The organism is Pseudobacter sp. (assembly GCF_051955275.1).
Taxonomy (GTDB): Bacteria; Bacteroidota; Bacteroidia; order Chitinophagales; family Chitinophagaceae; genus Pseudobacter.
In genome coordinates this window covers 24,279-45,252 of the sequence record NZ_JBQCGW010000107.1, presented here as the reverse complement: position 1 = coordinate 45,252, position 20,974 = coordinate 24,279, and the positions used below count along the sequence as shown (strand labels likewise).

Here is a 20,974-nt window from a genome sequence, read left to right as displayed (position 1 = left end):
TGATTTTGAAGAAGCGGAGAATTTATTGCCCGCAGAACTGAAGCAGGCCATCCACACTGCCAGAGAAAATATCACCCGCTTTCACGAAAAGCAATTATCCGCTCCCGAGATCATCGAAACCATGCCCGGCATCCGCTGCTGGCGCAAAAGTGTGGGTATCGAGAAGGTGGGACTTTATATTCCCGGTGGCTCCGCGCCGCTCTTCTCTACCATCCTGATGCTGGGAGTACCTGCTTCGCTGGCAGGTTGCCGTGAGATCGTCCTTTGTTCTCCTCCCGATGCAAAGGGAAAACTGCATCCTGCCATCCTGTTCGCTGCAAAATCTGTAGGCGTTACAAAAGTATTCCGCATCGGCGGGGTACAGGCCATCGGCGCCATGACCTACGGTACCGCGTCCGTTCCCAAAGTGTACAAAATCTTTGGTCCGGGTAACCAGTACGTCACCTGCGCCAAACAACTGGTACAGCAGGAAGGATTGGCCATCGATATGCCTGCGGGCCCCAGCGAAGTGGCCGTTTACGCCGATGAAACAGCGCCACCCGCTTATATTGCAGCCGATCTGCTCAGCCAGGCTGAACACGGCGCAGACAGCCAGGTATTGCTGGTGACCTGCTCTGATAAAGTATTGAAAGATGTGGAAGCGGCCGTGGCCGAACAACTGGCTGCACTGCCCCGCAAAGACATAGCAGCAAAAGCACTGGAGAACAGCAAGTTGATCCTCATGCGTAATGAATCGGACGCTATGGACCTGCTTAATGAATATGCTGCTGAGCACCTGATCCTCAGTTGCGAAAATGCAGAAGCACTGTCCACACAGGTTATCAATGCAGGTTCCGTGTTCATCGGCAACTATTCCCCCGAAAGTGTTGGAGATTATGCCAGCGGCACCAATCACACCCTGCCAACCAATGGCTACGCAAGGGCTTACAGCGGAGTGAGTGTAGACAGCTTTGTACGCAAGATCACTTTCCAGCAATTGACCAGTGAAGGCCTGCATCGCATAGGCAATACCGTTATAGAGATGGCAGAAGCAGAAGGCCTGCAGGCCCACGCCAATGCCGTACGCGTTCGATTATCATAAATTTCAGCTCCTCAATTTTAATATATGAGTTTCAATCTCGATGATCTGTTAAGACCGAATATAAAGAACCTGGTGCCTTATTCATCCGCCCGCGATGAGTTTAAAGGCGAAGCCAGCATATTCCTGGACGCCAATGAGAATAGCTACGGTTCTCCGCTTACCAAATGGTACAACCGCTACCCGGACCCGTTGCAGCATAAAGTGAAAGACAAGCTCAGTGAAGTGAAAGGCGTTCCTGCTTCCAATATCTTTATCGGTAACGGCAGTGATGAATGTATCGATATCCTCATCCGCGCTTTCTGCGAGCCGGGGAAAGACAATATCATTATTTGTCCGCCTACCTACGGTATGTACGAAGTAAGCGCCAATATCAACGACGTTTACATCAAGAAAGTGCCGCTCACTGCCGAGTTCCAGCTCGATCTTCCTGCTATCGAAGAAGCGGTGGACGATAATACCAAGATCATTTTTATCTGTTCTCCCAATAACCCTACCGGCAACACGCTCAACCGCGAAGACGTTGAAGTGGTGCTCAACAATTACTGGGGCATTGTGGCTATTGATGAAGCCTATATCAATTTCTCGCGCTTCCGTTCATTCACACAGGAAATGGAGGATTATCCCAACCTGGTGGTGATGCAGACCCTGAGCAAAGCCTGGGGACTGGCGGCCCTCCGCATCGGACTGGGCTTCGCTTCCGAAGCCATCATCAATGTGATGAACAAAGTAAAGCCACCGTACAATATCAACCAGGCATCGCAGGATCTGGCGCTGAAAGCGCTGGAAGAAGTGGGCATGGTGAACGATATGATCAAAGAGATAGTAGCACAGCGTGGCATGCTGGAAGCTGAACTGGCAAAGCTGCCTGTTGTGCAGAAGATCTATCCGTCAGATGCCAATTTCCTGCTGGTGCGCGTAACGGATGCCAAAGCGATTTACAACTACCTGCTGGGTAAGGGAGTAGTGGTGAGAGACAGAAGTTCGGTAACTCTTTGCGAAGGCTGTCTGCGTATTACCGTAGGTACCGAAGCAGAAAATAAAGCTGTATTGGCATATTTACAAAGCTATCTGGCATAAATCGTGTTGTCTGGCCAAAACATTTAATTTTAAGACATTCAATCAATAAAGTCTCAACAAATGAATGCGATCTTAAAAATGCTGCCGGTAGCCCTGCTGATTTCCGTGCAGGTTTTGGCCAGCGACTCCACCCGCGTAAAACGTAAAACGGCACGGGAAGAGAATGGGGGCATCACTTTACCCAAAGGCTTTAAAGCCGTGGTGGTGGCCGATAACCTCGGAACTGTCCGTCATATCGTTGCACAAACAAATGGTGATATTTATGCCAAGCTCGACCGTGTGAAGAATGGCAAAGGCATCCTTCGCTTACGTGATACCAATAAAGACGGAATAGCTGATGAGATCACCGGCTGGGGTAACTACAGCGGAACGGGTATCACCATCAATAATGGTTATCTGTATGCATCGTCCAACACAGATGTGTATCGATATAAACTGAATGAGAAAGGAGATGTGATCGATACTTCCAATGCAGAAAATATTGTAACGGGATTGATCAATCGAAGAACGCACAACACCAAATCCATTGTACTGGACAATGATGGAAATATTTATGTGAATATCGGTGCTCCATCCAATGCCTGTCAGATCACTGACCGTACGGTTGGTTCGCCTTCCTCCGATCCCTGTCCTTTGCTGGATTCAACAGGGGGGATCTGGCAGTTCAAAGCTGATCTGTTGGGGCAATCCTATCATAATGGAGTGAAGTATGCAACCGGCATCCGCAATGTGGTGGGGCTGGATTGGAACCAGGCGAACAACCAGCTCTACGCCATGCAGCATGGCAGGGATATGCTGAACACGTTATTCCCTGATATGTACAATGAAGAGCAGAGTGCGGAGCTGCCTGCTGAAGAATTATTGCGCATCAGCAAGGGCGATGACTATGGTTGGCCTTATTGTTACTATGATCAATTTCAGAATAAGCGCGTGCTGGCGCCTGAATATGGAGGTGATGGAAAGAAGCAGGGACGTTGTGAAGATAAGAGCAAACCTGTGTTTGCATTTCCAGGCCACTGGGCCCCGAATGCACTGATGTTCTATACAGGAAATCAATTTCCTGAGCGATATAAAAACGGCGTCTTTGTTGCCTTCCATGGTTCATGGAACAGGGCGCCCAGGCCGCAGACAGGCTATTTTGTAGTTTTCCTGCCCATGAAGAATGGAATGCCTGACGGTAACTATGAGATCTTCGCCGATGGATTTGCCGGAGAAAAGATCGACCCGAAAAATGCACGCTTCCGTCCATGCGGACTGGCACAGGGGCCTGATGGTTCACTGTACATTTCCGACGACAAAAAGGGAAGGATCTGGAAAGTAACATATAACAAAAATTAGATCCGATACCATGAAGAAAGTATTTTTCGCCGCAATAGCGGGCATCGGACTGGTAGTTCTGATGGCCGCGCAAACAAAACCCGCGCAGTCTAAACCCGGGCAGACAAAGCCTGTGGCCAAAGTGGCGCAAACGGGCATCAGCAAGAAAATAATGACGGATGGGAAGAAGGTGTACGATAGTTATTGCCTCGCCTGTCACCAGGCCGATGGCGGCGGCGTACCCCGGCTCAACCCTCCTTTGCAACGCACCGGTTTTGTACTGGGCGATAAAAAGAAACTCATCGAAATAGTGCTGAAAGGGATGAATGAAGAAATAGAGATCGATGGGGAAGTGTATGATAACAATATGTCGGCCCACAGCTTTTTGTCTGATCAGCAGGTGTCCGATGTGCTTACTTACGTACGGAACAGCTTCACCAACAAGGCAAGTGCTGTTACACCTGCCGAAGTAAAGGCTGTACGAAGTAAGCTGAAGTAAGTATTTTTGAATTCGATATGAAAAGGATTTTATTTATAGACCGCGATGGCACGCTCATCAATGAGGCGCCCCCCACTTATCAGCTGGATTCGTTCGATAAACTGACCTTCTACCCCAAAATGTTTGAATACATGGGGAAGATCGCTAAGGAACTGGATTATGAACTGGTGATGGTCACCAACCAGGATGGCCTGGGTACAGCCGCGTTCCCGGAAGATACATTCTGGCCCCTGCACAACCTGGTGATGAAGAGCCTCGAAGGGGAGGGGATCCACTTCAGCGCCGTGCATATCGACCGATCTTTCCCGGCCGACAACCTGCCTACCCGCAAGCCAGGTACTGGGATGCTCACGCAGTACCTCAACAACCCGGCTTATGATATCGAAAATTCTTTCGTGATCGGAGACCGCATCACGGATGTGCAGCTCGCCAAGAACCTGGGCTGCAAAGCCATCTGGTTGAACGGGGACGCCAGTCTGGGTGCCGCCGAGATCAGCGACCAGGTGGCTGCCCTCCAACCGGTGATTGCCCTGGAGAGCATCGACTGGGCGGAGATCTATTCCTTCCTCAAACTGGGACTGCGCCAGGTAGTGCATGAGCGCAATACCAATGAAACGCAGATCAAGATAGAGCTCAATCTCGATGGCAAAGGCAAGAGCCAGATCTTTACGGGACTGGGTTTCTTTGATCATATGCTGGATCAGATCGCCCGCCACGGTAAAATGGACCTGACCATCCGTGCCAACGGGGATCTGCATATCGACGAACATCATACCATCGAGGATACCGGCATTGCGCTGGGAGAGGCTTTTGCCCTGGCCCTGGCAGACAAGCGCGGTATGGAGCGTTATGGTTTTGCATTACCCATGGATGAGGCAGAGGCCAAAGTGCTGATCGATTTCGGTGGCCGCGCATGGACGGTCTGGAATGCTGAATTCAAGCGCGAAAGGATCGGGGAGATGCCCACTGAAATGTTCTTCCATTTCTTCAAATCCTTCTCCGATGCGGCCCGCTGCAACCTGCAGGTGGAGTGTCATGGAGATAATGAGCACCATAAGATCGAGGCTATTTTCAAGGCATTTGCGAAGGCGATCAGGATGGCCGTAAAGCGTGATCCGATGAGCAATCACCTGCCGAGCACAAAGGGAGTGCTGTAAATACTCAGGGTGTGCTGCGAAACTATTGGGCACAGGGAAATAAATTTGGTCAATCCGTTTTTGTACCTATTTTTGTGATTCATGATTAAGCAAATACAAAATATTCAGTGGTGGTGGCATACAAACTCTAAACGGGGATTGTAACTACTACTGTTGTATACTTATAACAATATTAAGGGCCCCGATTTTACATCGGGGCCCTTTCTTTTTTCACTACCGGAAGTCTCAATATGAAACAAATCACAGTACAAACGAAATGCAAGAAAATGCTGGCGGACGTGTTCACGCCGGTGGGGATCTACCTCAGGCTGAGAGACAGGTTCCGTGATACCGTTCTTCTCGAAAGCACGGATCACCATTCCTCTGAGAACAGCTACTCCTTCATTTGTATCAATGCCATCGCAGGCATGGAAATCAGCTCCACCAAAGAGCTGGAACTCAAATGGCCGGGTCAGGCGCCCGAAAAGCAGCCGATCAGAAATGTACAGGATGTACCCAATATTCTCTGGGACTTCATGAAGCGTTTCAAAATGGAAGCCACGGAGATCAAGGAAGCGAAGTATGCACAGGGACTTTACGGTTACACCACTTTCGATGCCGTGCAGTTCTTCGATACCCTGCAGCTGAAGTCGGCTAAACAAACGCCTGCCATTCCCTTCATGCGCTATCGTTTGTACCAGTATGTGATCGCCATCAACCACCACAAGGATGAGCTCTTCCTCTGTGAGAACCAGGTAGAAGGACTGGATAGTGATGTAAACGCAGTGGAATCCCTCATCCGCAGTAAAGATGTGCCGGTATATCCTTTCAAGGCGGTGGGAGAGGAATCCTCCAATATGGATGATGAGACCTACCGTAATATGGTGAAAGAAGGCATCCAGCACTGTTTCCGCGGCGATGTTTTCCAGATTGTGCTCAGCCGCCGTTTTGAACAGCAGTTCACCGGTGATGAATTCAATGTATACCGCGCTCTCCGCTCCATCAACCCTTCTCCCTATCTCTTCTTCTTCGACTACGGTGATTATAAATTGTTAGGCTCTTCTCCCGAATCCCAGATCCTCATTCAGAACGGCAAAGCCATTGTTCATCCCATCGCAGGTACTTTCAAACGTACCGGTGATGATGAAACTGATCAACGCGCTGCCACCGAATTGCTCAAAGACGCCAAAGAGAATGCAGAGCACGTGATGCTGGTTGATCTCGCCAGAAATGACCTCAGCAGGGTTTGTGATGATGTTTCGGTTGTTCATTACCGTCAGGTACAGTATTACAGTCATGTTATCCACCTCGTAAGCGAAGTGAGTGGCATGACCCGCGAACATGCCAATCCTTTCGAGCTCATGGCCAAGACCTTCCCCGCAGGCACCCTTAGCGGAGCACCCAAGTTCAAAGCCATCGAACTGATCGACGGCCTGGAGCCCACAGCCCGCAGCTATTACGGCGGAGCCATCGGTTTCATGGGCTTTGATGGCACCTGCATCCACGCCATCATGATCCGTACTTTCTTCAGCAAGAACAATACCCTCATTTACCAGGCCGGCGCCGGCGTGGTAGCCGCCAGCAAACCTGAAAGCGAATTGCAGGAAGTGAACAACAAACTGGGTGCGCTTAAAAAAGCCATCCTGTTTGCAGAAGAGATCGCCCAATAAAATAACCAGTAAAACATTCCTTGTGAAAATATTAGTGTTCGATAATTACGATTCTTTCACCTACAACCTGGTGCACCTGGTAGAGAAGATCCTGCATCAGCGCGTAGATGTGGTGCGCAACGATCAGCTGCCGCTGGAAAAGGTGAAAGATTATGATAAGATCATCCTGAGCCCCGGCCCTGGTATCCCCGAAGAAGCCGGACTGCTCCTGCCCCTGATCAAAGAATATGCTGCCAGCAAATCCATACTGGGCGTATGTCTTGGTCACCAGGCAATCGGTGAGGCATTTGGCGGAAAACTGGTGAATTTAAGCACCGTGTATCATGGAGTGGCCACGCCGGTGAATATTCTGAAAAGAACCGAAAAGGATCTTTATGAAGGACTGCCGGATACTTTTGAAGTGGGCCGCTACCATAGCTGGGTGATCAGCGAAGAAGGCTTCCCTGAAGATATTACCATCACGGCGCGTGATGCCAGCAATTATATCATGGGACTGCAGCACAACAAGTACGATGTACGGGGCGTGCAGTTCCACCCCGAGAGCGTGCTCACACCACTCGGAGAAACTATACTGAGGAACTGGTTGAAACAGTAATGAACATTCAACCAATTTTTTGAATCAGTAAAATGTTAATTATGAAAAAGATCTTAGAACAATTATTCGCACATAAATCCCTCAACAGGGCTTCTGCCAAAGAAGCACTGGTAGGGATCGGAAAAGGCCTTTACAATGAACATGAAGTGACCGCCTTCATGACCGTTTACCTCATGCGCAGCATTACCATCGAGGAGCTCCAGGGTTTCCGCGATGCCCTGCTGGAGCTCTGTGTACCCATCGATCTCAATGGATATGAAACCATCGATATCGTAGGAACCGGCGGTGATGGAAAGAACACTTTCAATATCTCCACTCTAAGTTGCTTCATTGTAGCTGGTACCGGTCAGAAAGTAGCCAAGCATGGTAACTACGGGGCCAGCAGCATCAGCGGCGCCAGCAACGTGATGGAGCAATTGGGGTACAAATTCAAGAACGATAAGGACAGATTGAAAAAGGAAGTGGAAGACACCAATATCTGCTTCCTGCATGCGCCCATGTTCCACCCTGCACTGAAGACCGTTGGTCCGATCCGCAAGAACCTGGGCATGCGCACTTTCTTCAATATGCTCGGACCCATGGTGAACCCTGCTTCTCCGAAATTCCAGCTGGTAGGGGTATACAACCTGGAGATGGCGCGCGTGTACAATTACCTGCTTCAACAGGGAACCAGCGCTTTCACCATCATTCACAGTCTGGATGGGTATGATGAGATCTCCCTCACCAACGATACCAAAGTGATCACCAACCAGGGTGAGCGCATTATGACCCCGGAACAACTCGGAAAACGCGCCGTAACGCCAGCAGATATCTATGGAGGAAGCTCCGTGGATGAAGCGGCTAAGCTCTTCACTAAGATCTTGAAAGGAGAAGGCAGCTGGGCGCAGAATGCCGTAGTGCTCGCCAATGCCGCCATGGCGCTGCATTGCACAGGAAATCACAAGACCTACGAGCAGGCTTATGCCGCTGCCGTGGAAAGCCTGGAAAGCGGCAAGGCCAATGCTGCCTTTAAAAAACTGATTGCACTGCAATAAAAAGCAATACATGAATATTCTCGATACGATCATTGCGCACAAAAGAACGGATGTGGCGGCACGAAAAGCAGCAATACCTGCTTCAGCGCTGGAGAAAGAGGTGATGTTCAGCAGAAAGGTGCTGAGCCTGAAAGAATTCCTGCTGGATGAAAACCGTACAGGTATCATCGCGGAATTCAAAAGGAGATCGCCCTCAAAAGGACTGATCAATGGAACGGCGGATGTGGTGGAAGTGACTTCGGCCTATGCAAAGCATGCTTCCGGCCTGAGCGTGCTCACCGATGAAAATTTTTTTGGGGGCAGTACGGCCGACCTGAAAGCGGCCCGCGTGAACCAGGTTCCCATACTGCGTAAGGATTTCATCGTGGATGAATACCAGATCATGGAGGCCCGTGCCATGGGCGCCGATGTTATTTTACTCATTGCCGCCTGTTTAACGCCCGCAGAAGTGAAACGGTTGGCTACCTTTGCCACTCAGCTCGGACTTGAAGTGCTGCTGGAACTGCACGACGAGGAAGAACTGGAGCATATCTGCGATGAAACCGTGCTGGTAGGGATCAATAACAGAGACCTCCGCACCTTTAAAGTGGATATTGAAAGGAGCCTGGCCATGGCCCGCAAAATCCCGGATAACAGGATCAGAATTGCCGAAAGCGGTATCAATGCCGTCAACAATATCCTGCTCTTCCGTGATAACGGGTTCAGAGGTTTTCTCATCGGAGAGAATTTCATGAAAGCGGAGAACCCCGCCAAAGCCTTCGAAGACTTTGTGCAGGAGCTCAACGCTGCCAAGGCCCGATGAAAACAGATCGCTTGCCGGATACACTTAACACTTAAAATCTGAAATATATGCGAGTAAAAGTATGCGGCATGACACAGCCAGATCAGGTGACAGCTCTGGCAGACATGGGAGTATCTTTTGCAGGATTCATTTTCTATCCGAAAAGCCCGAGGTATGTGTTCAAACACATGACCACCACCCAGATCAGGAAGGAGAACAATATCAACAAAGTGGGCGTATTTGTAAATGCCTCCATTGAAGAAGTGCTCCACATGGTAGACGAATGCAGGCTTCACCTGGTGCAGCTGCATGGGGATGAAAATCCCAAATACTGCGAGAAGATCGCAGATTACGTGTCGGTTGTAAAAGCCTTCCGGTTAAGCGACAACGATAGCGTGGAATGGATGATTCGTCCTTATATGGACTGCTGCGATATGTTCATGTTCGATACCATGGGGGCAGGGTACGGAGGCACCGGAAAGAAGTTCGACTGGAGCGTGCTCCAGGGAACCGAAGTAGGAAAACCATTCTTCCTCAGTGGAGGAATAGAGCCCGGCGATGAAGACAGACTGCATGAGTTCCAGAAAGAACCCGCAGCCAAAGGACTCTTTGCCGTGGACATCAACAGTAAATTCGAAACCAGTCCGGGTTACAAAGACCTCAACCTGGTGCGCGATTTTGTAGACAAAATGAAATAACAAAACCATCTGACAAAATATTGGTCAATCATGGCAACAACAATCTACCAGAAGCCGGATGCACAGGGTTACTATGGACAGTTCGGCGGCGCTTACATCCCCGAAATGCTCCATCGCAATGTAGAAGAGCTGCGCAACCAGTATAAAGCCATCATCACAGGCAAGGATTTCCGCGATGAATACGACACATTGCTGCGCGATTATGTGGGAAGACCCACGCCGCTGTATCACGCAGCGAGGCTGAGCGCGCAGTTCAATACCAATATCTATCTCAAGCGGGAAGATCTTTGCCATACCGGTTCGCACAAGCTCAATAATGCGCTCGGGCAGATCCTCCTGGCATTGAGGCTGGGCAAAAAGCGCATCATTGCAGAAACCGGCGCTGGTCAGCATGGTGTTGCCACGGCCACGGTATGCGCCCTCAAAGGCATCGAGTGCATCGTGTACATGGGAGAGAAAGATATCCAGCGGCAGGCGCCCAATGTGGCCCGCATGAAGATGCTGGGAGCCACTGTGATCCCCGCCACCAGCGGCAGCAAAACGCTGAAAGACGCTACCAATGAAGCTATCCGCGACTGGATCAATAATCCCAACGACACACATTATATCATAGGCTCCGTAGTTGGCCCGCATCCTTACCCGGATATGGTAGCCAGTTTCCAGAGCGTGATCAGCCAGGAGATTCGTAAACAACTTAAAGACAAGACCGGCAGTGAACTGCCCACGCATGTGTTCGCCTGTGTAGGCGGAGGCAGCAATGCAGCTGGCGCTTTCTATCATTTCACGGAAGAGCAGGCGGTGCAACTGGTGGCAGTGGAAGCGGCAGGTCATGGTGTGGAAAGCGGTCTCAGTGCGGCTACCACCAGGCTGGGAAAACCCGGCGTCCTGCATGGCAGCAAGAGCCTGGTGATGCAGACGGAAGACGGTCAGGTTGTAGAACCACACAGCATTTCAGCCGGACTGGATTATCCCGGTATCGGTCCCATGCATGCGAACCTCTTTGCAAGCGGCCGTGGTACCTTCCTCAGTGCTACAGATGAAGAAGCGGTAAGGGCAGCCTTCAATCTTACACAGCAGGAAGGCATCATTCCGGCACTGGAAAGTTCCCATGCACTCGCAGGCCTGAACCAGGTGCCTTTCAAAAAGGAGGATGTGGTGGTGCTCTGCCTGAGCGGCAGGGGCGACAAGGATATGGCCACTTACATGCAGGCGATGGGCGTATAAATCAGCGTGCTGCCGGTCGCTCGCCTCCCGGCGAGTGACTTCTATTCCGTCGCCTCTGGCGACACACTGAAAAATATTTTACATGAGCAGAATTCAGGAATTATTTAAAGAGAAAAATAAAGAGGTACTCAACGTATACGTAACGGCCGGTTACCCGCAGCTGAACAGTACGCTCACCATCATGCAGTCGCTGGAAAAAAGCGGTGCTGATCTCATCGAACTGGGCATGCCTTACAGTGATCCGCTGGCCGATGGCCCTGTGATCCAGGCCAGCAGCAGCATTGCCCTGCAGAATGGCATGACCATCAAAAAACTGTTTGAACAGCTGAATGGATTCAGGAATACCATTTCCGTTCCCGTGATACTGATGGGATACATGAACCCTATCCTGCAATATGGCTTCGAGAAATTCTGTGCCGATGCAGCCGCTGTGGGAGTGGACGGGTTGATCCTTCCGGACCTTCCTGAATTTGAGTTTGAGAACGAATACGGCCCCATCATCAAAAAACACAAACTGGATTTTGTATTCCTGGTAACTCCGGAAACAACCCCGGAGCGGATCAAAAGACTGGATGCCTTGTCAACCGGTTTCCTCTACGCTGTTTCCTCCAGTTCTACCACAGGCAAGGACCAGAACATGGATGGCGTGAGCGCCTACCTGCAACGCTTGCAGGGCATGGGCTTGAAGAACCCTGTGCTGGTGGGCTTCGGCATAAAGGATAAGGCCAGCTTCCAGGCGGCATCGCAATATGCCAATGGCGCCATCATCGGAACCGCCTTTATCAAGGCGCTGGAAGGCGCTGCCGATGTAGCAGCCAGCACAGAACAGTTCATCAGGTCTGTGAAATGATTTATCTTTCGCGTTTTCAGTAAAAAAAGCAATTGTGGAATTAGCCATCGTAAAATACAATGCAGGAAATATCCAGTCGGTACTCTACGCGCTGGAAAGGATCGGAGCAACAGCAACAGTTACGGATGATCATGAGTTATTGCGTAAAGCAGACAAAGTGATCTTCCCTGGCGTGGGTGAGGCCAGCAGCGCCATGCGTTACCTGCAGGCCCATGGATTGGATACTGTATTGAAGGAATTGCAGCAGCCTGTACTCGGCATCTGCCTGGGTATGCAACTCATGTGCGCTTACAGCGAAGAGAATGATACCAACTGTCTCGGTATCTTTGAAGAGAAGGTAAAACTCTTTCCTGCCGCCACAACTGCCGATGGCCCGATCAAGATCCCGCAGATCGGCTGGAACAATATCTATTCGCTCAAAACTGATCTCTTCAAGGCTGTTCCGGAGAACAGCTATTGTTATTTTGTGCATGGCTATTACGCTTCACTGGGTGAGCATACCATTGCCACCACGGAGTACGGGCAGGCCTACAGTTCCGCCCTGCACACAAAGAATTTCTATGGTGTGCAGTTCCATCCTGAAAAGAGTGCCGCCACCGGAGAGACCATCCTTAAAAATTTCCTGAATATTTAATTGAATACATGCAGATCATCCCGGCCATCGACATCATAGAGGGTAAATGTGTAAGACTTACCCAGGGCGATTACGAACAGAAGAAGATCTATAACGAACATCCGCTGGAAGTAGCGAAGCAATTTGAAGATGCCGGCCTGCAGCGCCTGCACCTGGTTGACCTCGATGGCGCCAAAGCGGGCACCGTGAAGAACTGGAAAGTGCTGGAGACCATTGCCGGCAAAACCAGTCTGGTAGTGGACTTTGGAGGAGGTATCAAGAAGAAGGAAGATGTTGATATCGTTTTCAATTCCGGTGCAGCCCTGGCAACCATTGGCAGTCTGGCAGTGAAAGATGAAACCACATTTGTACAATGGCTCAAAGAATATGGCGCAGCCAGATTCCTGCTGGGTGCTGATGTGAAAAAAGAGAAGATCGCTGTGGCGGGATGGCTGGAAACTACCGATATCTGGATCTACGATTTCATTGAAAAATACCTGGAGCATGGTGTGCAGCAGATCTTCTGCACGGATGTGAGTAAAGATGGATTGCTGCAGGGCCCTTCCACTGAATTATACAAAAGCATCCTTGCTAAATTTTCCGGATTGCATTTCATAGCCAGTGGTGGTGTAAGCGCTGTGGCTGATCTGGATGCACTGCGAAATATCGGTTGTGCCGGTGTGATAGTAGGAAAGGCTTTTTATGAAGGAAGGATCTCGCTGGATGAACTGGTGAGGTTCAATGAAGGAAGATAAAATCTGGAAAACATTTCCGGCATTGCCGGTTCTTATAATTGTCAATCATGCTTTGTAAAAGAATTGTTCCCTGTCTGGATATCAAAGACGGCCGCACCGTGAAAGGCACCAATTTCGTGGATCTCCGCGATGCGGGTGACCCGGTGGAGCTGGGCGCCCTCTACGCCAGGGAAGGCGCAGATGAGCTGGTATTCCTGGATATCACGGCCACTGTTGAAAAAAGAAAAACATTACGCGAGCTGGTGAACCGGATCTCGCACAATATCAATATTCCTTTCACTGTGGGTGGTGGCATCAGCAGTGTGGAAGATGTGTACGCTTTGCTGCAGAATGGCGCTGATAAGATCTCTGTGAATACAGCTGCTTTCAAAAATCCGGGCCTGGTGAATGAACTGGCAAAGGAATTCGGAAGTCAGTGTGTGGTGCTTGCCATCGATACCAAGAAGGAAGAAGACGGCGAATGGTACGTGTACCTCAATGGCGGCCGTGTAAAAACAGACACAAAGTGTACCGACTGGGCGAAACAGGCAGTTGACCTGGGTGCCGGAGAAATTCTGCTGACCAGCATGAACCATGATGGGACCAAGGCAGGCTTTGCCATTGACATCACCAGGGAACTGGCCACTACGCTGCCTGTACCGGTGATTGCCAGTGGTGGCGGCGGCACCATGGAGCATTTTGTGGATGTGTTCAATAATGCCAAAGCAGATGCGGCCCTGGCTGCCAGCATTTTCCATTTCAAGGAGATCGGCATTCCGGAATTAAAAGGATATTTGCAGGAGAAAAAGATTCATATTCGTCCAATATAGGATCAGGATAAAAAACAAAAGAGTAATTCATGGTCTTGATGGTCCTTCTCTTGCTCGCAGCTACCCTCACCCTTGCTATTTACCTCCGTAATAAGCAAGCCGACCGCAGCCGTCATAACCGTGAAAGGTATGAAGACAAACAGGACGAATTACTGGAAATGCTTCGCCGTAAAAAAGAAAAAGAAAATAAAGAGGATAACGTATCCTAAATAAATCAACAATGAAAGTCGATTACTCCAAATACGCAGATGGCCTGGTACCCGCCATTGTTCAGGATTTCAACACACACAAAGTGCTCATGCTCGGCTTCATGAATGAAGAGGCTGTGAACAAAACCCTGGCTGAGGGTAAGGTCACTTTTTACAGCCGCAGCAAGCAGCGTCTCTGGACGAAAGGCGAGGAGAGCGGCAATCACCTGATGGTGAAGGAAGTGCTCAGTGACTGCGACAATGACACCCTGCTCATCAAGGCGTTGCCCCTGGGACCAACCTGCCATACAGGAGCCGACACCTGCTGGAGTGAACGCAATCATTCCGAAGACTTCCTGTACTACCTCCAGGATATCATCAATCTCCGCAAACAGAGCACAGACGGGAAATCCTATGTGCGAGACCTCTTTGGCCGCGGGATCAACAAAATAGCCCAGAAAGTGGGAGAGGAAGCCGTGGAACTGGTGATAGAATCCAAGGACGATAACACCGATCTTTTCCTCAATGAGGCCGCCGATCTCATGTTCCATTATTTGATTTTACTTAACGCAAAAGGGCATAAATTGCAGGATGTCGTGGACATTCTAAAAGCGCGGCACTCCAAATAGATATGAAAAGATTTTTAGCGCTGTTCCTCCTCCTTCCTGCCGGCCTGTTTGCCCAGCAGAAGGGTTTTGTAGTAACAGGAACGCTTACCGGCCTGGCAGATGGATCCGTGGTTACCCTCAGCGATGCGAACAATACGCAGGACACGCTGGCAAGGGCAGTGGTTGCCAAAAATCAGTTTGTACTGAAAGGCAGTGTTGCTGAACCGAATATATTTTTCCTCAACTTTCATGGCCCACAGAAGAAATCATTCATTTTTATCGGCAATGAAAATGTGACGGTAAGTGGTGATGTGGCCCAGCTTACCAATCTGCAGGTGAAGGGTTCCGCCATTCACGATGATTACAATGTCTACGCAAAACAATTCAATCCGCTCTTCGAGCAGCTTACCAATCTCACCAAACAGATCAACAGCAATCCGAATGTGCAGCCTGGCGACAGCCTCCTGCTGAAACATGAGGCCCTGATTGCCCTGTTATCCGGCAAGATCGATTCTTACGTGGAAGCCCGCAGCGGCTCACCCGTAGCTCCCTTTCTGCTGGTGGTTACGGCACAGCTCGATCCGGAAATGGTAAATACGGAAAAAAGATTCTCATTGCTGAAGCCCGCCGTGCAGCAGGGTTTCTATGGCAAGATCATCAAGGACCGCCTGGATAAGAGCAAGATCGGACAGATCGGATCACAGGCCATCGAGTTCTCCCAGGCCGATACTTCCGGTAAAGAAATTGCGCTTGCATCCTTCCGCGGTAAATATGTACTGCTGGATTTCTGGGCAAGCTGGTGCAAGCCCTGCCGTATGGAAAATCCCAATGTGGTGGCCAATTTCAACGAATTCAAATCAAAGAACTTTACGGTGCTGGGTGTATCACTCGACCGCGATAAAGATTCCTGGATCGCAGCAATAAAAGAAGATAAACTCAACTGGACGCATGTGAGCGATCTGCAGTTCTGGAACAATGCCGTTGCCCGACTTTATGGCATTGAAGGCATCCCTGCCAACCTGCTGCTGGATCCGAATGGAAAAATAGTGGGAAAGAACCTGCGCGGGGACCAACTGAAAGCTAAACTCAGCCAATTATTAGGTAGCAATTGATCTTATGAAAGTCCTGATCACCGGAGCCAATGGTTTACTTGGGCAGCACCTCGTTCAGAAGTTGCTGCAACAGCAGTTTTCAGTGGTGGCCACCAGTAAAGGCCCTAATCGCCTGCCTTTTGACGAATCGGAACATTTCAGATACCGTTCCATGGATATCACCGACGAGCTCACTATCGAGCAGGTGATGGAACAGGAGAAGCCTGATGTGGTGGTACATTCCGCCGCCATGACGCAGGTGGACGAATGTGAAAAGAATCCCGAGCTCTGCGAAAAGGTCAACGTATACGGCACCACGCAGTTACTGGTGGATGCCGAAGCACATAGTAAATACATCATTTATCTTTCTACTGATTTCGTCTTCGACGGCCTCAACGGCATGTACCGCGAAGACGATGATCTTCGTCCCATCAATTTTTACGGTTTTACTAAAATGCAGGCAGAGGCCATCATGCATACCAGTGAAATTCCCTGGGCCATTGTGCGCACCTGCCTGGTGTATGGTAATCCTCTCCAGGGTACCCGCTCCAATATCGTGAACTGGGTCCGCGAGAACCTGCAGGAAGGCAAGCCCATCAAAGTAGTGTCTGACCAGCTTCGCACACCCACCTATGTGGGCGACCTGGCGCAGGGTATTGTGGAAATGATCAAACGTACATCCACGGGCATTTTCCATCTCTCCGGAAAAGAGCAATTGACGCCTCTCCAGATGGCGCTCAGGACTGCTGATCATTTCAGCCTGGATAAAAGCCTGATCACGGAAGTGACGGCGGATACCTTTACGCAGCCGGCAAAACGTCCTCCAAAAACCGGCTTCGATATCAGCAAGGCTGAGAAAGAGCTGGATTTTAAGCCCGGAAGTTTTGAAGAAGGACTGGCTGCAATGGGGGAAACGGGCGTAGCGTAATATCCGTCTTCCTTTCCTGCAATAAATTGAGTAACTTTCTCATAAGTCACAACCTTTCACTTATGAGAAAAATCTACCTGCTGCTATGCAGCTTAACCTCCCTGGCTGCTACCTACAGCCAGATCAACAATCAACTCCCTCAACTTCCAAACGGAACCGTTTCCTTTGTTCTTGAAGACCGCCCCATTCACGAACGCATGCATCCGTCCATTGTGGGATCACCACTTCTGCAGAACGACTGGACCGCAGGTGCTGTTACCATGGCCGACGGGCGTCACTTTTACGATGTTCATCTTCTGTACAACCTCTATGATAATATCCTTTATTTCAGGAGAGGAGAAAAAGAAATGTGTGAGTTCGTTGAGCCCGTGCAGGAATTCGTGTTCCGCTATCTGAAAGGCGCTGACTCGGCTACAGCCCTTTACCGGAGCGGCTTTCCGCCTACAGGAAAGAACACTGAAAAGAGTTTTTATGAAGTGATGACAGATGGAAAATTCCAGTTGCTCAACTATCGTTACAAAAGCCTGGTGCGCGTAAAAGGGGATTATGTGAGAAAAGATGAATACAATAAGTTTGAAGACAGGAGTCAGCTCTATCTCTTCGATACTCAACAAAAGAGACTCACCAGGCTCAACACCTATTCTGATCTATCTATAGCAATAGGACCGCAGGCCGATTCCGTGGCGCGCATCATGGGAAAGCCGAAGATCAGACTCAATAATGAAACGGATGTGAAGCTGCTGATAACAGCGCTCAATCACCTGAAATAGCTAGTTCATCATCAGCACGTTCACGCTTCGCTGCAGAATGTTGAAAGCGATCTCGCTCATCAGGTTTTCCCGGTCGAGCGTGGGGTTCACTTCCGTAACTTCGAAGCAGCAGATCTTCCGGTTCTGCATGAACTTGCTGATCAGGTCTTCGGCTTCGCGCTCGCGAAGGCCGTTGCCTACAGGCGTACCGGTGCCTTTGGAAAGGCTGGAATCAAGGCTGTCCACATCAAAACTGATATAAATATCCGTACAGTCGGCCAGGTAGCGGATCACGCTGCGGACTACGTTCTCAGGACCTTTCCGGCGCACTTCACTGGTGGAGATCACCTTCATGCCGTATTTATCGATCAGGTATTTTTCTTCTTTTTCATAATCGCGCAACGAGATGAACACTACATCTTCGGGCAATACTTTGGGAGCGATCTTGCCAATTGTTTTCAGCGCATTCCACTGCTTTTTGGTTTCTTCATCCAGTTCATGCATGGCCATATCATCATTGTCTTCATTGATGCTCAGCGCCATTGGCATGCCATGCATATTCCCGGAAGGAGTTGTGTACGGGGTATGCAGATCGGCATGTGCATCGATCCAGATCACGCCCAGTCTTGATTTGGGCTTTGCCATCCGGATCCCTGCAATGGTGGCCCCGGCCATACTGTGATCCCCACTGAGAACCAGCGGAAAGAAATTATTCCGGATGGTATCATTAACGGCCTTGCTTACGCGATCGTACATGGTGGCAATGCCTTTGATGCGTTTGGCGTAAGGGCTTTCGATGGGTTCGTGCAGCAGCTTGTTCTCGTGGGGGACTTTCTCAGATGGAAAGTGGATGAAAAAATTACTCATGAAATCCAGGGCGGCAATCTTGATGGCATCGATACCCAGACTGGCGCCTCTTGTTCCGGCTCCTATTTCAGATGGCACTTCAATCAGCTTAATATTTTTCATAAATGCGAGCGTTTATTAAACAATCAGGTTGACTGGCTAATTCGGGAAATCAGTAAATTGAGTGGGAGAAACGCTAAACTGGAATGTAGTAGTTCACCGGCAGCAGGAGCTGGGCGAATGGGAGAATCACCTGGGGTTTTCTGGTTTTGGAAGACATGACAGTAGCGTATACTACCTAAAGATAACAAGACTTTCCTGAAAAAAACGAACAATTGTTAGTAGATTAACCCATCTCTACTATATTTGTGCTCCGTCATTAAAAACAAAGACAAAGAGACACTATGCAGTTTCAATTATCAGAAGAGCAACAGATGATCCGTCAGGCTGCGCGTGATTTTGCGCAGCAGGAATGTTTACCCGGCGTTATCGAGCGGGATGAGCACCAGAAATTCCCTTACGATCAGGTTTACAAACTGGCCGAATTAGGTTTTATGGGAATGATGGTTGATCCCAAATACGGTGGTTCCGGTCTGGATACCGTTAGCTATGTACTGGCCATGGAAGAGATCAGTAAGATCGACGCCAGCGTCAGCGTATGTATGAGCGTAAACAACAGCCTGGTATCCTGGGGCCTGGAAGCTTATGGTAATGAAGAGCAGAAACAAAAATACCTCACCCCACTGGCACAGGGCCGTAAAGATGGAAAACTCTATATCGGGGCCTTTCTGCTGAGTGAGCCGGAAGCTGGCAGCGACGCCACTTCACAACGCACTACTGCGGAAGACATGGGGGATCACTATCTTCTCAATGGAACAAAGAACTGGATCACCAACGGTTCTTCTGCATCCGTTTACCTGGTAATGGCGCAGACAGATGTTGCCAAAGGCAGTAAGGGTATCAACTGCTTCATTGTTGAAAAGAACTGGCCCGGCGTTGTGGTAGCAGCCAAAGAAAATAAACTCGGTATCCGCGGAAGCGACACCCATACCATCATGTTCAATGATGTGAAAGTTCCCAAAGAGAACCGCATCGGTGAAGATGGGTTCGGATTCACTTTTGCCATGAAGACATTGTCCGGAGGCCGCATTGGTATTGCCTCCCAGGCTCTTGGTATTGCCAGCGGCGCCTATGAGCTGAGCCTGAAATATGCCAAAGAAAGAAAGGCTTTCGGCAAGGAGATCATGCATCACCAGGCTATCCAGTTCAAGCTCGCCGATATGGCAACCCGTATTGAGGCAGCCAGACTGCTTTGCCTGCGCGCTGCCTGGGATAAGGACCAGCACCAGGGTTATGCACTCAGCTCTTCAATGGCCAAAGTATTTGCCAGTGAAACAGCTATGTGGACCACCGTTGAAGCCGTTCAGATCCATGGTGGCTACGGTTATGTAAAAGAATATCATGTGGAGCGCCTCATGCGCGATGCCAAGATCACCCAGATCTATGAAGGTACTTCTGAAGTACAGCGCATTGTGATCGGTCGTTCTATCCTGAAATAAATCTGTGTGTTTGAAAAGATAAATTGGCCGGCCGCAATGGCTGGCCTTTTTTATTTCCCCTAGCTTTGCTCCTTCAATTCCCGAAAAATGGTGAACACTGCTGCATATCAACAATTAACGGAAGAGCTGAGCCGGAAGAATATTACCCTGGTGGCCGTATCCAAGATCAAACCCGTACCCGATATCAAAAAACTCTATGACCTGGGCCAAAGGGATTTCGGAGAGAACTATGTGCAGGAAGTAGTGGAGAAGCAACCCCTGCTGCCTGCGGATATCCGCTGGCATTTTATCGGGCACCTGCAATCCAACAAGGTAAAATACATTGCGCCTTTTGTACATCTGATCCATGGGGTAGACAGTCAGAAATTGCTGAAAGAGATTGATAAGCAGGCTGCTAAACTGGGCCGGGTGATCCCTGTGCTGTTGCAGGTATATATCGCAAAGGAAGAGAGCAAGTTCGGACTGGATGCTGCGGAACTGGAGGCAGTACTGACTGCTCCGGAAACAGCTTCGTTCAAAAATATCAGGATCGAAGGCCTGATGGGCATGGCTTCTTTTTCCAGCGATCCCGAAGTGGTGCGGGCTGAATTCAGAACTTTAAAGGTACTGGCTGATCGCTGGGCTCCTCATATCACAGAAAATATTCAACTGAAAACACTATCGTTCGGAATGAGCGGGGATTATCCGCTGGCTATCGAAGAAGGGTCCAATATGGTACGTATCGGAAGCCTGCTTTTTGGCGCACGCAACTGATAATCATCGTACAAAAAAATCCATTCAACCGCATTTTGGGGTCAAACGTCGAATAAGTTATGGCTCCTGACAGCCGGATATTACTTTTACTCCTGTAATTAAATAGTGTTTTT

General features: G+C 49.6%; 23 protein-coding genes. 22 read left to right on the top strand and 1 reads right to left on the bottom strand.

Going from position 1 to position 20,974, the window contains the following annotated elements; all coding sequences use genetic code 11:
- The 20 genes from hisD to ACTHMC_RS09015 all read left to right on the top strand — a co-directional run.
- Window positions 1-1,081 (top strand): histidinol dehydrogenase (gene hisD / locus ACTHMC_RS09110; protein WP_440412741.1); only part of this gene is annotated, 1,081 nt, incomplete at its 5' end.
- A gap of 24 nt (window positions 1,082-1,105) precedes the next feature.
- Window positions 1,106-2,158: a histidinol-phosphate transaminase gene (gene hisC / locus ACTHMC_RS09105; RefSeq protein WP_440412740.1), complete on the top strand. Its 1,053-nt coding sequence runs from the start codon at window positions 1,106-1,108 to the stop codon at window positions 2,156-2,158.
- 60 nt (window positions 2,159-2,218) lie between these two features.
- Window positions 2,219-3,496 carry a PQQ-dependent sugar dehydrogenase gene (locus ACTHMC_RS09100; protein ID WP_440412738.1) on the top strand — a complete coding sequence of 426 codons (1,278 nt, stop codon included), beginning with the start codon at window positions 2,219-2,221 and terminating at the stop codon, window positions 3,494-3,496.
- Window positions 3,497-3,506: 10 nt separating this feature from the next.
- Window positions 3,507-3,974 carry a c-type cytochrome gene (locus ACTHMC_RS09095; protein ID WP_440412736.1) on the top strand — a complete coding sequence of 156 codons (468 nt, stop codon included), beginning with the start codon at window positions 3,507-3,509 and terminating at the stop codon, window positions 3,972-3,974.
- Between the two features lie 17 nt (window positions 3,975-3,991).
- On the top strand, window positions 3,992-5,131 hold the full coding sequence (gene hisB, locus ACTHMC_RS09090) for a bifunctional histidinol-phosphatase/imidazoleglycerol-phosphate dehydratase HisB (protein ID WP_440412735.1): 1,140 nt from the start codon (window positions 3,992-3,994) through the stop codon (window positions 5,129-5,131).
- Between the two features lie 230 nt (window positions 5,132-5,361).
- Window positions 5,362-6,780, top strand: a complete 1,419-nt coding sequence (locus ACTHMC_RS09085) for an anthranilate synthase component I family protein (protein WP_440412734.1) — start codon at window positions 5,362-5,364, stop codon at window positions 6,778-6,780.
- A 22-nt stretch (window positions 6,781-6,802) separates the two neighbouring features.
- The gene (locus tag ACTHMC_RS09080) at window positions 6,803-7,375 is read left to right on the top strand and encodes an anthranilate synthase component II (protein ID WP_440412733.1); all 573 of its coding nucleotides are present in this window, start codon (window positions 6,803-6,805) and stop codon (window positions 7,373-7,375) included.
- Window positions 7,376-7,416: 41 nt separating this feature from the next.
- Entirely contained in the window at window positions 7,417-8,409 is a 993-nt protein-coding gene (gene trpD / locus ACTHMC_RS09075) for an anthranilate phosphoribosyltransferase (RefSeq protein ID WP_440412731.1), read from the top strand.
- Between the two features lie 10 nt (window positions 8,410-8,419).
- The gene (gene trpC / locus ACTHMC_RS09070) at window positions 8,420-9,211 is read left to right on the top strand and encodes an indole-3-glycerol phosphate synthase TrpC (protein ID WP_440412730.1); all 792 of its coding nucleotides are present in this window, start codon (window positions 8,420-8,422) and stop codon (window positions 9,209-9,211) included.
- Between the two features lie 47 nt (window positions 9,212-9,258).
- Complete coding sequence (locus ACTHMC_RS09065; RefSeq protein ID WP_440412729.1) at window positions 9,259-9,888, top strand: phosphoribosylanthranilate isomerase; 630 nt, start codon at window positions 9,259-9,261, stop codon at window positions 9,886-9,888.
- 30 nt (window positions 9,889-9,918) lie between these two features.
- Window positions 9,919-11,112 carry a tryptophan synthase subunit beta gene (gene trpB, locus ACTHMC_RS09060; RefSeq protein ID WP_440412728.1) on the top strand — a complete coding sequence of 398 codons (1,194 nt, stop codon included), beginning with the start codon at window positions 9,919-9,921 and terminating at the stop codon, window positions 11,110-11,112.
- Between the two features lie 82 nt (window positions 11,113-11,194).
- Window positions 11,195-11,962: a tryptophan synthase subunit alpha gene (gene trpA / locus ACTHMC_RS09055; RefSeq protein ID WP_440412727.1), complete on the top strand. Its 768-nt coding sequence runs from the start codon at window positions 11,195-11,197 to the stop codon at window positions 11,960-11,962.
- A gap of 34 nt (window positions 11,963-11,996) precedes the next feature.
- Complete coding sequence (gene hisH, locus ACTHMC_RS09050; protein ID WP_440412725.1) at window positions 11,997-12,596, top strand: imidazole glycerol phosphate synthase subunit HisH; 600 nt, start codon at window positions 11,997-11,999, stop codon at window positions 12,594-12,596.
- An 8-nt stretch (window positions 12,597-12,604) separates the two neighbouring features.
- Window positions 12,605-13,330, top strand: a complete 726-nt coding sequence (gene hisA, locus ACTHMC_RS09045; RefSeq protein WP_440412724.1) for a 1-(5-phosphoribosyl)-5-[(5-phosphoribosylamino)methylideneamino]imidazole-4-carboxamide isomerase — start codon at window positions 12,605-12,607, stop codon at window positions 13,328-13,330.
- A gap of 47 nt (window positions 13,331-13,377) precedes the next feature.
- Window positions 13,378-14,139: an imidazole glycerol phosphate synthase subunit HisF gene (hisF, locus tag ACTHMC_RS09040; RefSeq protein WP_440412723.1), complete on the top strand. Its 762-nt coding sequence runs from the start codon at window positions 13,378-13,380 to the stop codon at window positions 14,137-14,139.
- 38 nt (window positions 14,140-14,177) lie between these two features.
- A complete protein-coding gene (locus tag ACTHMC_RS09035) occupies window positions 14,178-14,348 on the top strand; it encodes a hypothetical protein (protein WP_440412722.1) in 171 nt (56 codons plus the stop codon).
- An 11-nt stretch (window positions 14,349-14,359) separates the two neighbouring features.
- Entirely contained in the window at window positions 14,360-14,956 is a 597-nt protein-coding gene (hisIE, locus tag ACTHMC_RS09030; protein WP_440412721.1) for a bifunctional phosphoribosyl-AMP cyclohydrolase/phosphoribosyl-ATP diphosphatase HisIE, read from the top strand.
- A 2-nt stretch (window positions 14,957-14,958) separates the two neighbouring features.
- Complete coding sequence (locus ACTHMC_RS09025) at window positions 14,959-16,047, top strand: redoxin domain-containing protein (protein WP_440412720.1); 1,089 nt, start codon at window positions 14,959-14,961, stop codon at window positions 16,045-16,047.
- Between the two features lie 4 nt (window positions 16,048-16,051).
- Complete coding sequence (locus ACTHMC_RS09020) at window positions 16,052-16,954, top strand: SDR family oxidoreductase (RefSeq protein ID WP_440412719.1); 903 nt, start codon at window positions 16,052-16,054, stop codon at window positions 16,952-16,954.
- A 62-nt stretch (window positions 16,955-17,016) separates the two neighbouring features.
- The gene (locus tag ACTHMC_RS09015) at window positions 17,017-17,724 is read left to right on the top strand and encodes a hypothetical protein (RefSeq protein ID WP_440412718.1); all 708 of its coding nucleotides are present in this window, start codon (window positions 17,017-17,019) and stop codon (window positions 17,722-17,724) included.
- Here the strand turns inward: ACTHMC_RS09015 and ACTHMC_RS09010 are convergent, their stop codons facing one another.
- The gene (locus ACTHMC_RS09010; protein ID WP_440412717.1) at window positions 17,725-18,672 is read right to left on the bottom strand and encodes an arginase; all 948 of its coding nucleotides are present in this window, start codon (window positions 18,670-18,672) and stop codon (window positions 17,725-17,727) included.
- A gap of 281 nt (window positions 18,673-18,953) precedes the next feature.
- Between ACTHMC_RS09010 and ACTHMC_RS09005 the strand changes: the two genes are divergently transcribed.
- Window positions 18,954-20,108: an acyl-CoA dehydrogenase gene (locus ACTHMC_RS09005; RefSeq protein WP_440412716.1), complete on the top strand. Its 1,155-nt coding sequence runs from the start codon at window positions 18,954-18,956 to the stop codon at window positions 20,106-20,108.
- Window positions 20,109-20,195: 87 nt separating this feature from the next.
- On the top strand, window positions 20,196-20,861 hold the full coding sequence (locus tag ACTHMC_RS09000) for a YggS family pyridoxal phosphate-dependent enzyme (RefSeq protein WP_440412715.1): 666 nt from the start codon (window positions 20,196-20,198) through the stop codon (window positions 20,859-20,861).
- Window positions 20,862-20,974 lie beyond the last annotated feature (113 nt).

What these genes read in the sequence shown, in the direction of transcription:
- ACTHMC_RS09020 (WP_440412719.1), top strand. Translation starts at nt 16,052, where the DNA reads ATGAAAGTCCTGATCACCGGAGCCAATGGTTTACTTGGGCAGCACCTC.
- ACTHMC_RS09000 (WP_440412715.1), top strand. Translation starts at nt 20,196, where the DNA reads ATGGTGAACACTGCTGCATATCAACAATTAACGGAAGAGCTGAGCCGG.
- trpD (WP_440412731.1), top strand. Translation starts at nt 7,417, where the DNA reads ATGAAAAAGATCTTAGAACAATTATTCGCACATAAATCCCTCAACAGG.
- ACTHMC_RS09025 (WP_440412720.1), top strand. Translation starts at nt 14,959, where the DNA reads ATGAAAAGATTTTTAGCGCTGTTCCTCCTCCTTCCTGCCGGCCTGTTT.
- trpA (WP_440412727.1), top strand. Translation starts at nt 11,195, where the DNA reads ATGAGCAGAATTCAGGAATTATTTAAAGAGAAAAATAAAGAGGTACTC.
- trpB (WP_440412728.1), top strand. Translation starts at nt 9,919, where the DNA reads ATGGCAACAACAATCTACCAGAAGCCGGATGCACAGGGTTACTATGGA.
- hisA (WP_440412724.1), top strand. Translation starts at nt 12,605, where the DNA reads ATGCAGATCATCCCGGCCATCGACATCATAGAGGGTAAATGTGTAAGA.
- ACTHMC_RS09085 (WP_440412734.1), top strand. Translation starts at nt 5,362, where the DNA reads ATGAAACAAATCACAGTACAAACGAAATGCAAGAAAATGCTGGCGGAC.
- ACTHMC_RS09015 (WP_440412718.1), top strand. Translation starts at nt 17,017, where the DNA reads ATGAGAAAAATCTACCTGCTGCTATGCAGCTTAACCTCCCTGGCTGCT.
- ACTHMC_RS09005 (WP_440412716.1), top strand. Translation starts at nt 18,954, where the DNA reads ATGCAGTTTCAATTATCAGAAGAGCAACAGATGATCCGTCAGGCTGCG.
- trpC (WP_440412730.1), top strand. Translation starts at nt 8,420, where the DNA reads ATGAATATTCTCGATACGATCATTGCGCACAAAAGAACGGATGTGGCG.
- hisIE (WP_440412721.1), top strand. Translation starts at nt 14,360, where the DNA reads ATGAAAGTCGATTACTCCAAATACGCAGATGGCCTGGTACCCGCCATT.
- ACTHMC_RS09035 (WP_440412722.1), top strand. Translation starts at nt 14,178, where the DNA reads ATGGTCCTTCTCTTGCTCGCAGCTACCCTCACCCTTGCTATTTACCTC.
- hisF (WP_440412723.1), top strand. Translation starts at nt 13,378, where the DNA reads ATGCTTTGTAAAAGAATTGTTCCCTGTCTGGATATCAAAGACGGCCGC.
- ACTHMC_RS09065 (WP_440412729.1), top strand. Translation starts at nt 9,259, where the DNA reads ATGCGAGTAAAAGTATGCGGCATGACACAGCCAGATCAGGTGACAGCT.
- hisB (WP_440412735.1), top strand. Translation starts at nt 3,992, where the DNA reads ATGAAAAGGATTTTATTTATAGACCGCGATGGCACGCTCATCAATGAG.
- ACTHMC_RS09095 (WP_440412736.1), top strand. Translation starts at nt 3,507, where the DNA reads ATGAAGAAAGTATTTTTCGCCGCAATAGCGGGCATCGGACTGGTAGTT.
- ACTHMC_RS09010 (WP_440412717.1), bottom strand. Translation starts at nt 18,672, where the DNA reads ATGAAAAATATTAAGCTGATTGAAGTGCCATCTGAAATAGGAGCCGGA.
- hisC (WP_440412740.1), top strand. Translation starts at nt 1,106, where the DNA reads ATGAGTTTCAATCTCGATGATCTGTTAAGACCGAATATAAAGAACCTG.
- ACTHMC_RS09100 (WP_440412738.1), top strand. Translation starts at nt 2,219, where the DNA reads ATGAATGCGATCTTAAAAATGCTGCCGGTAGCCCTGCTGATTTCCGTG.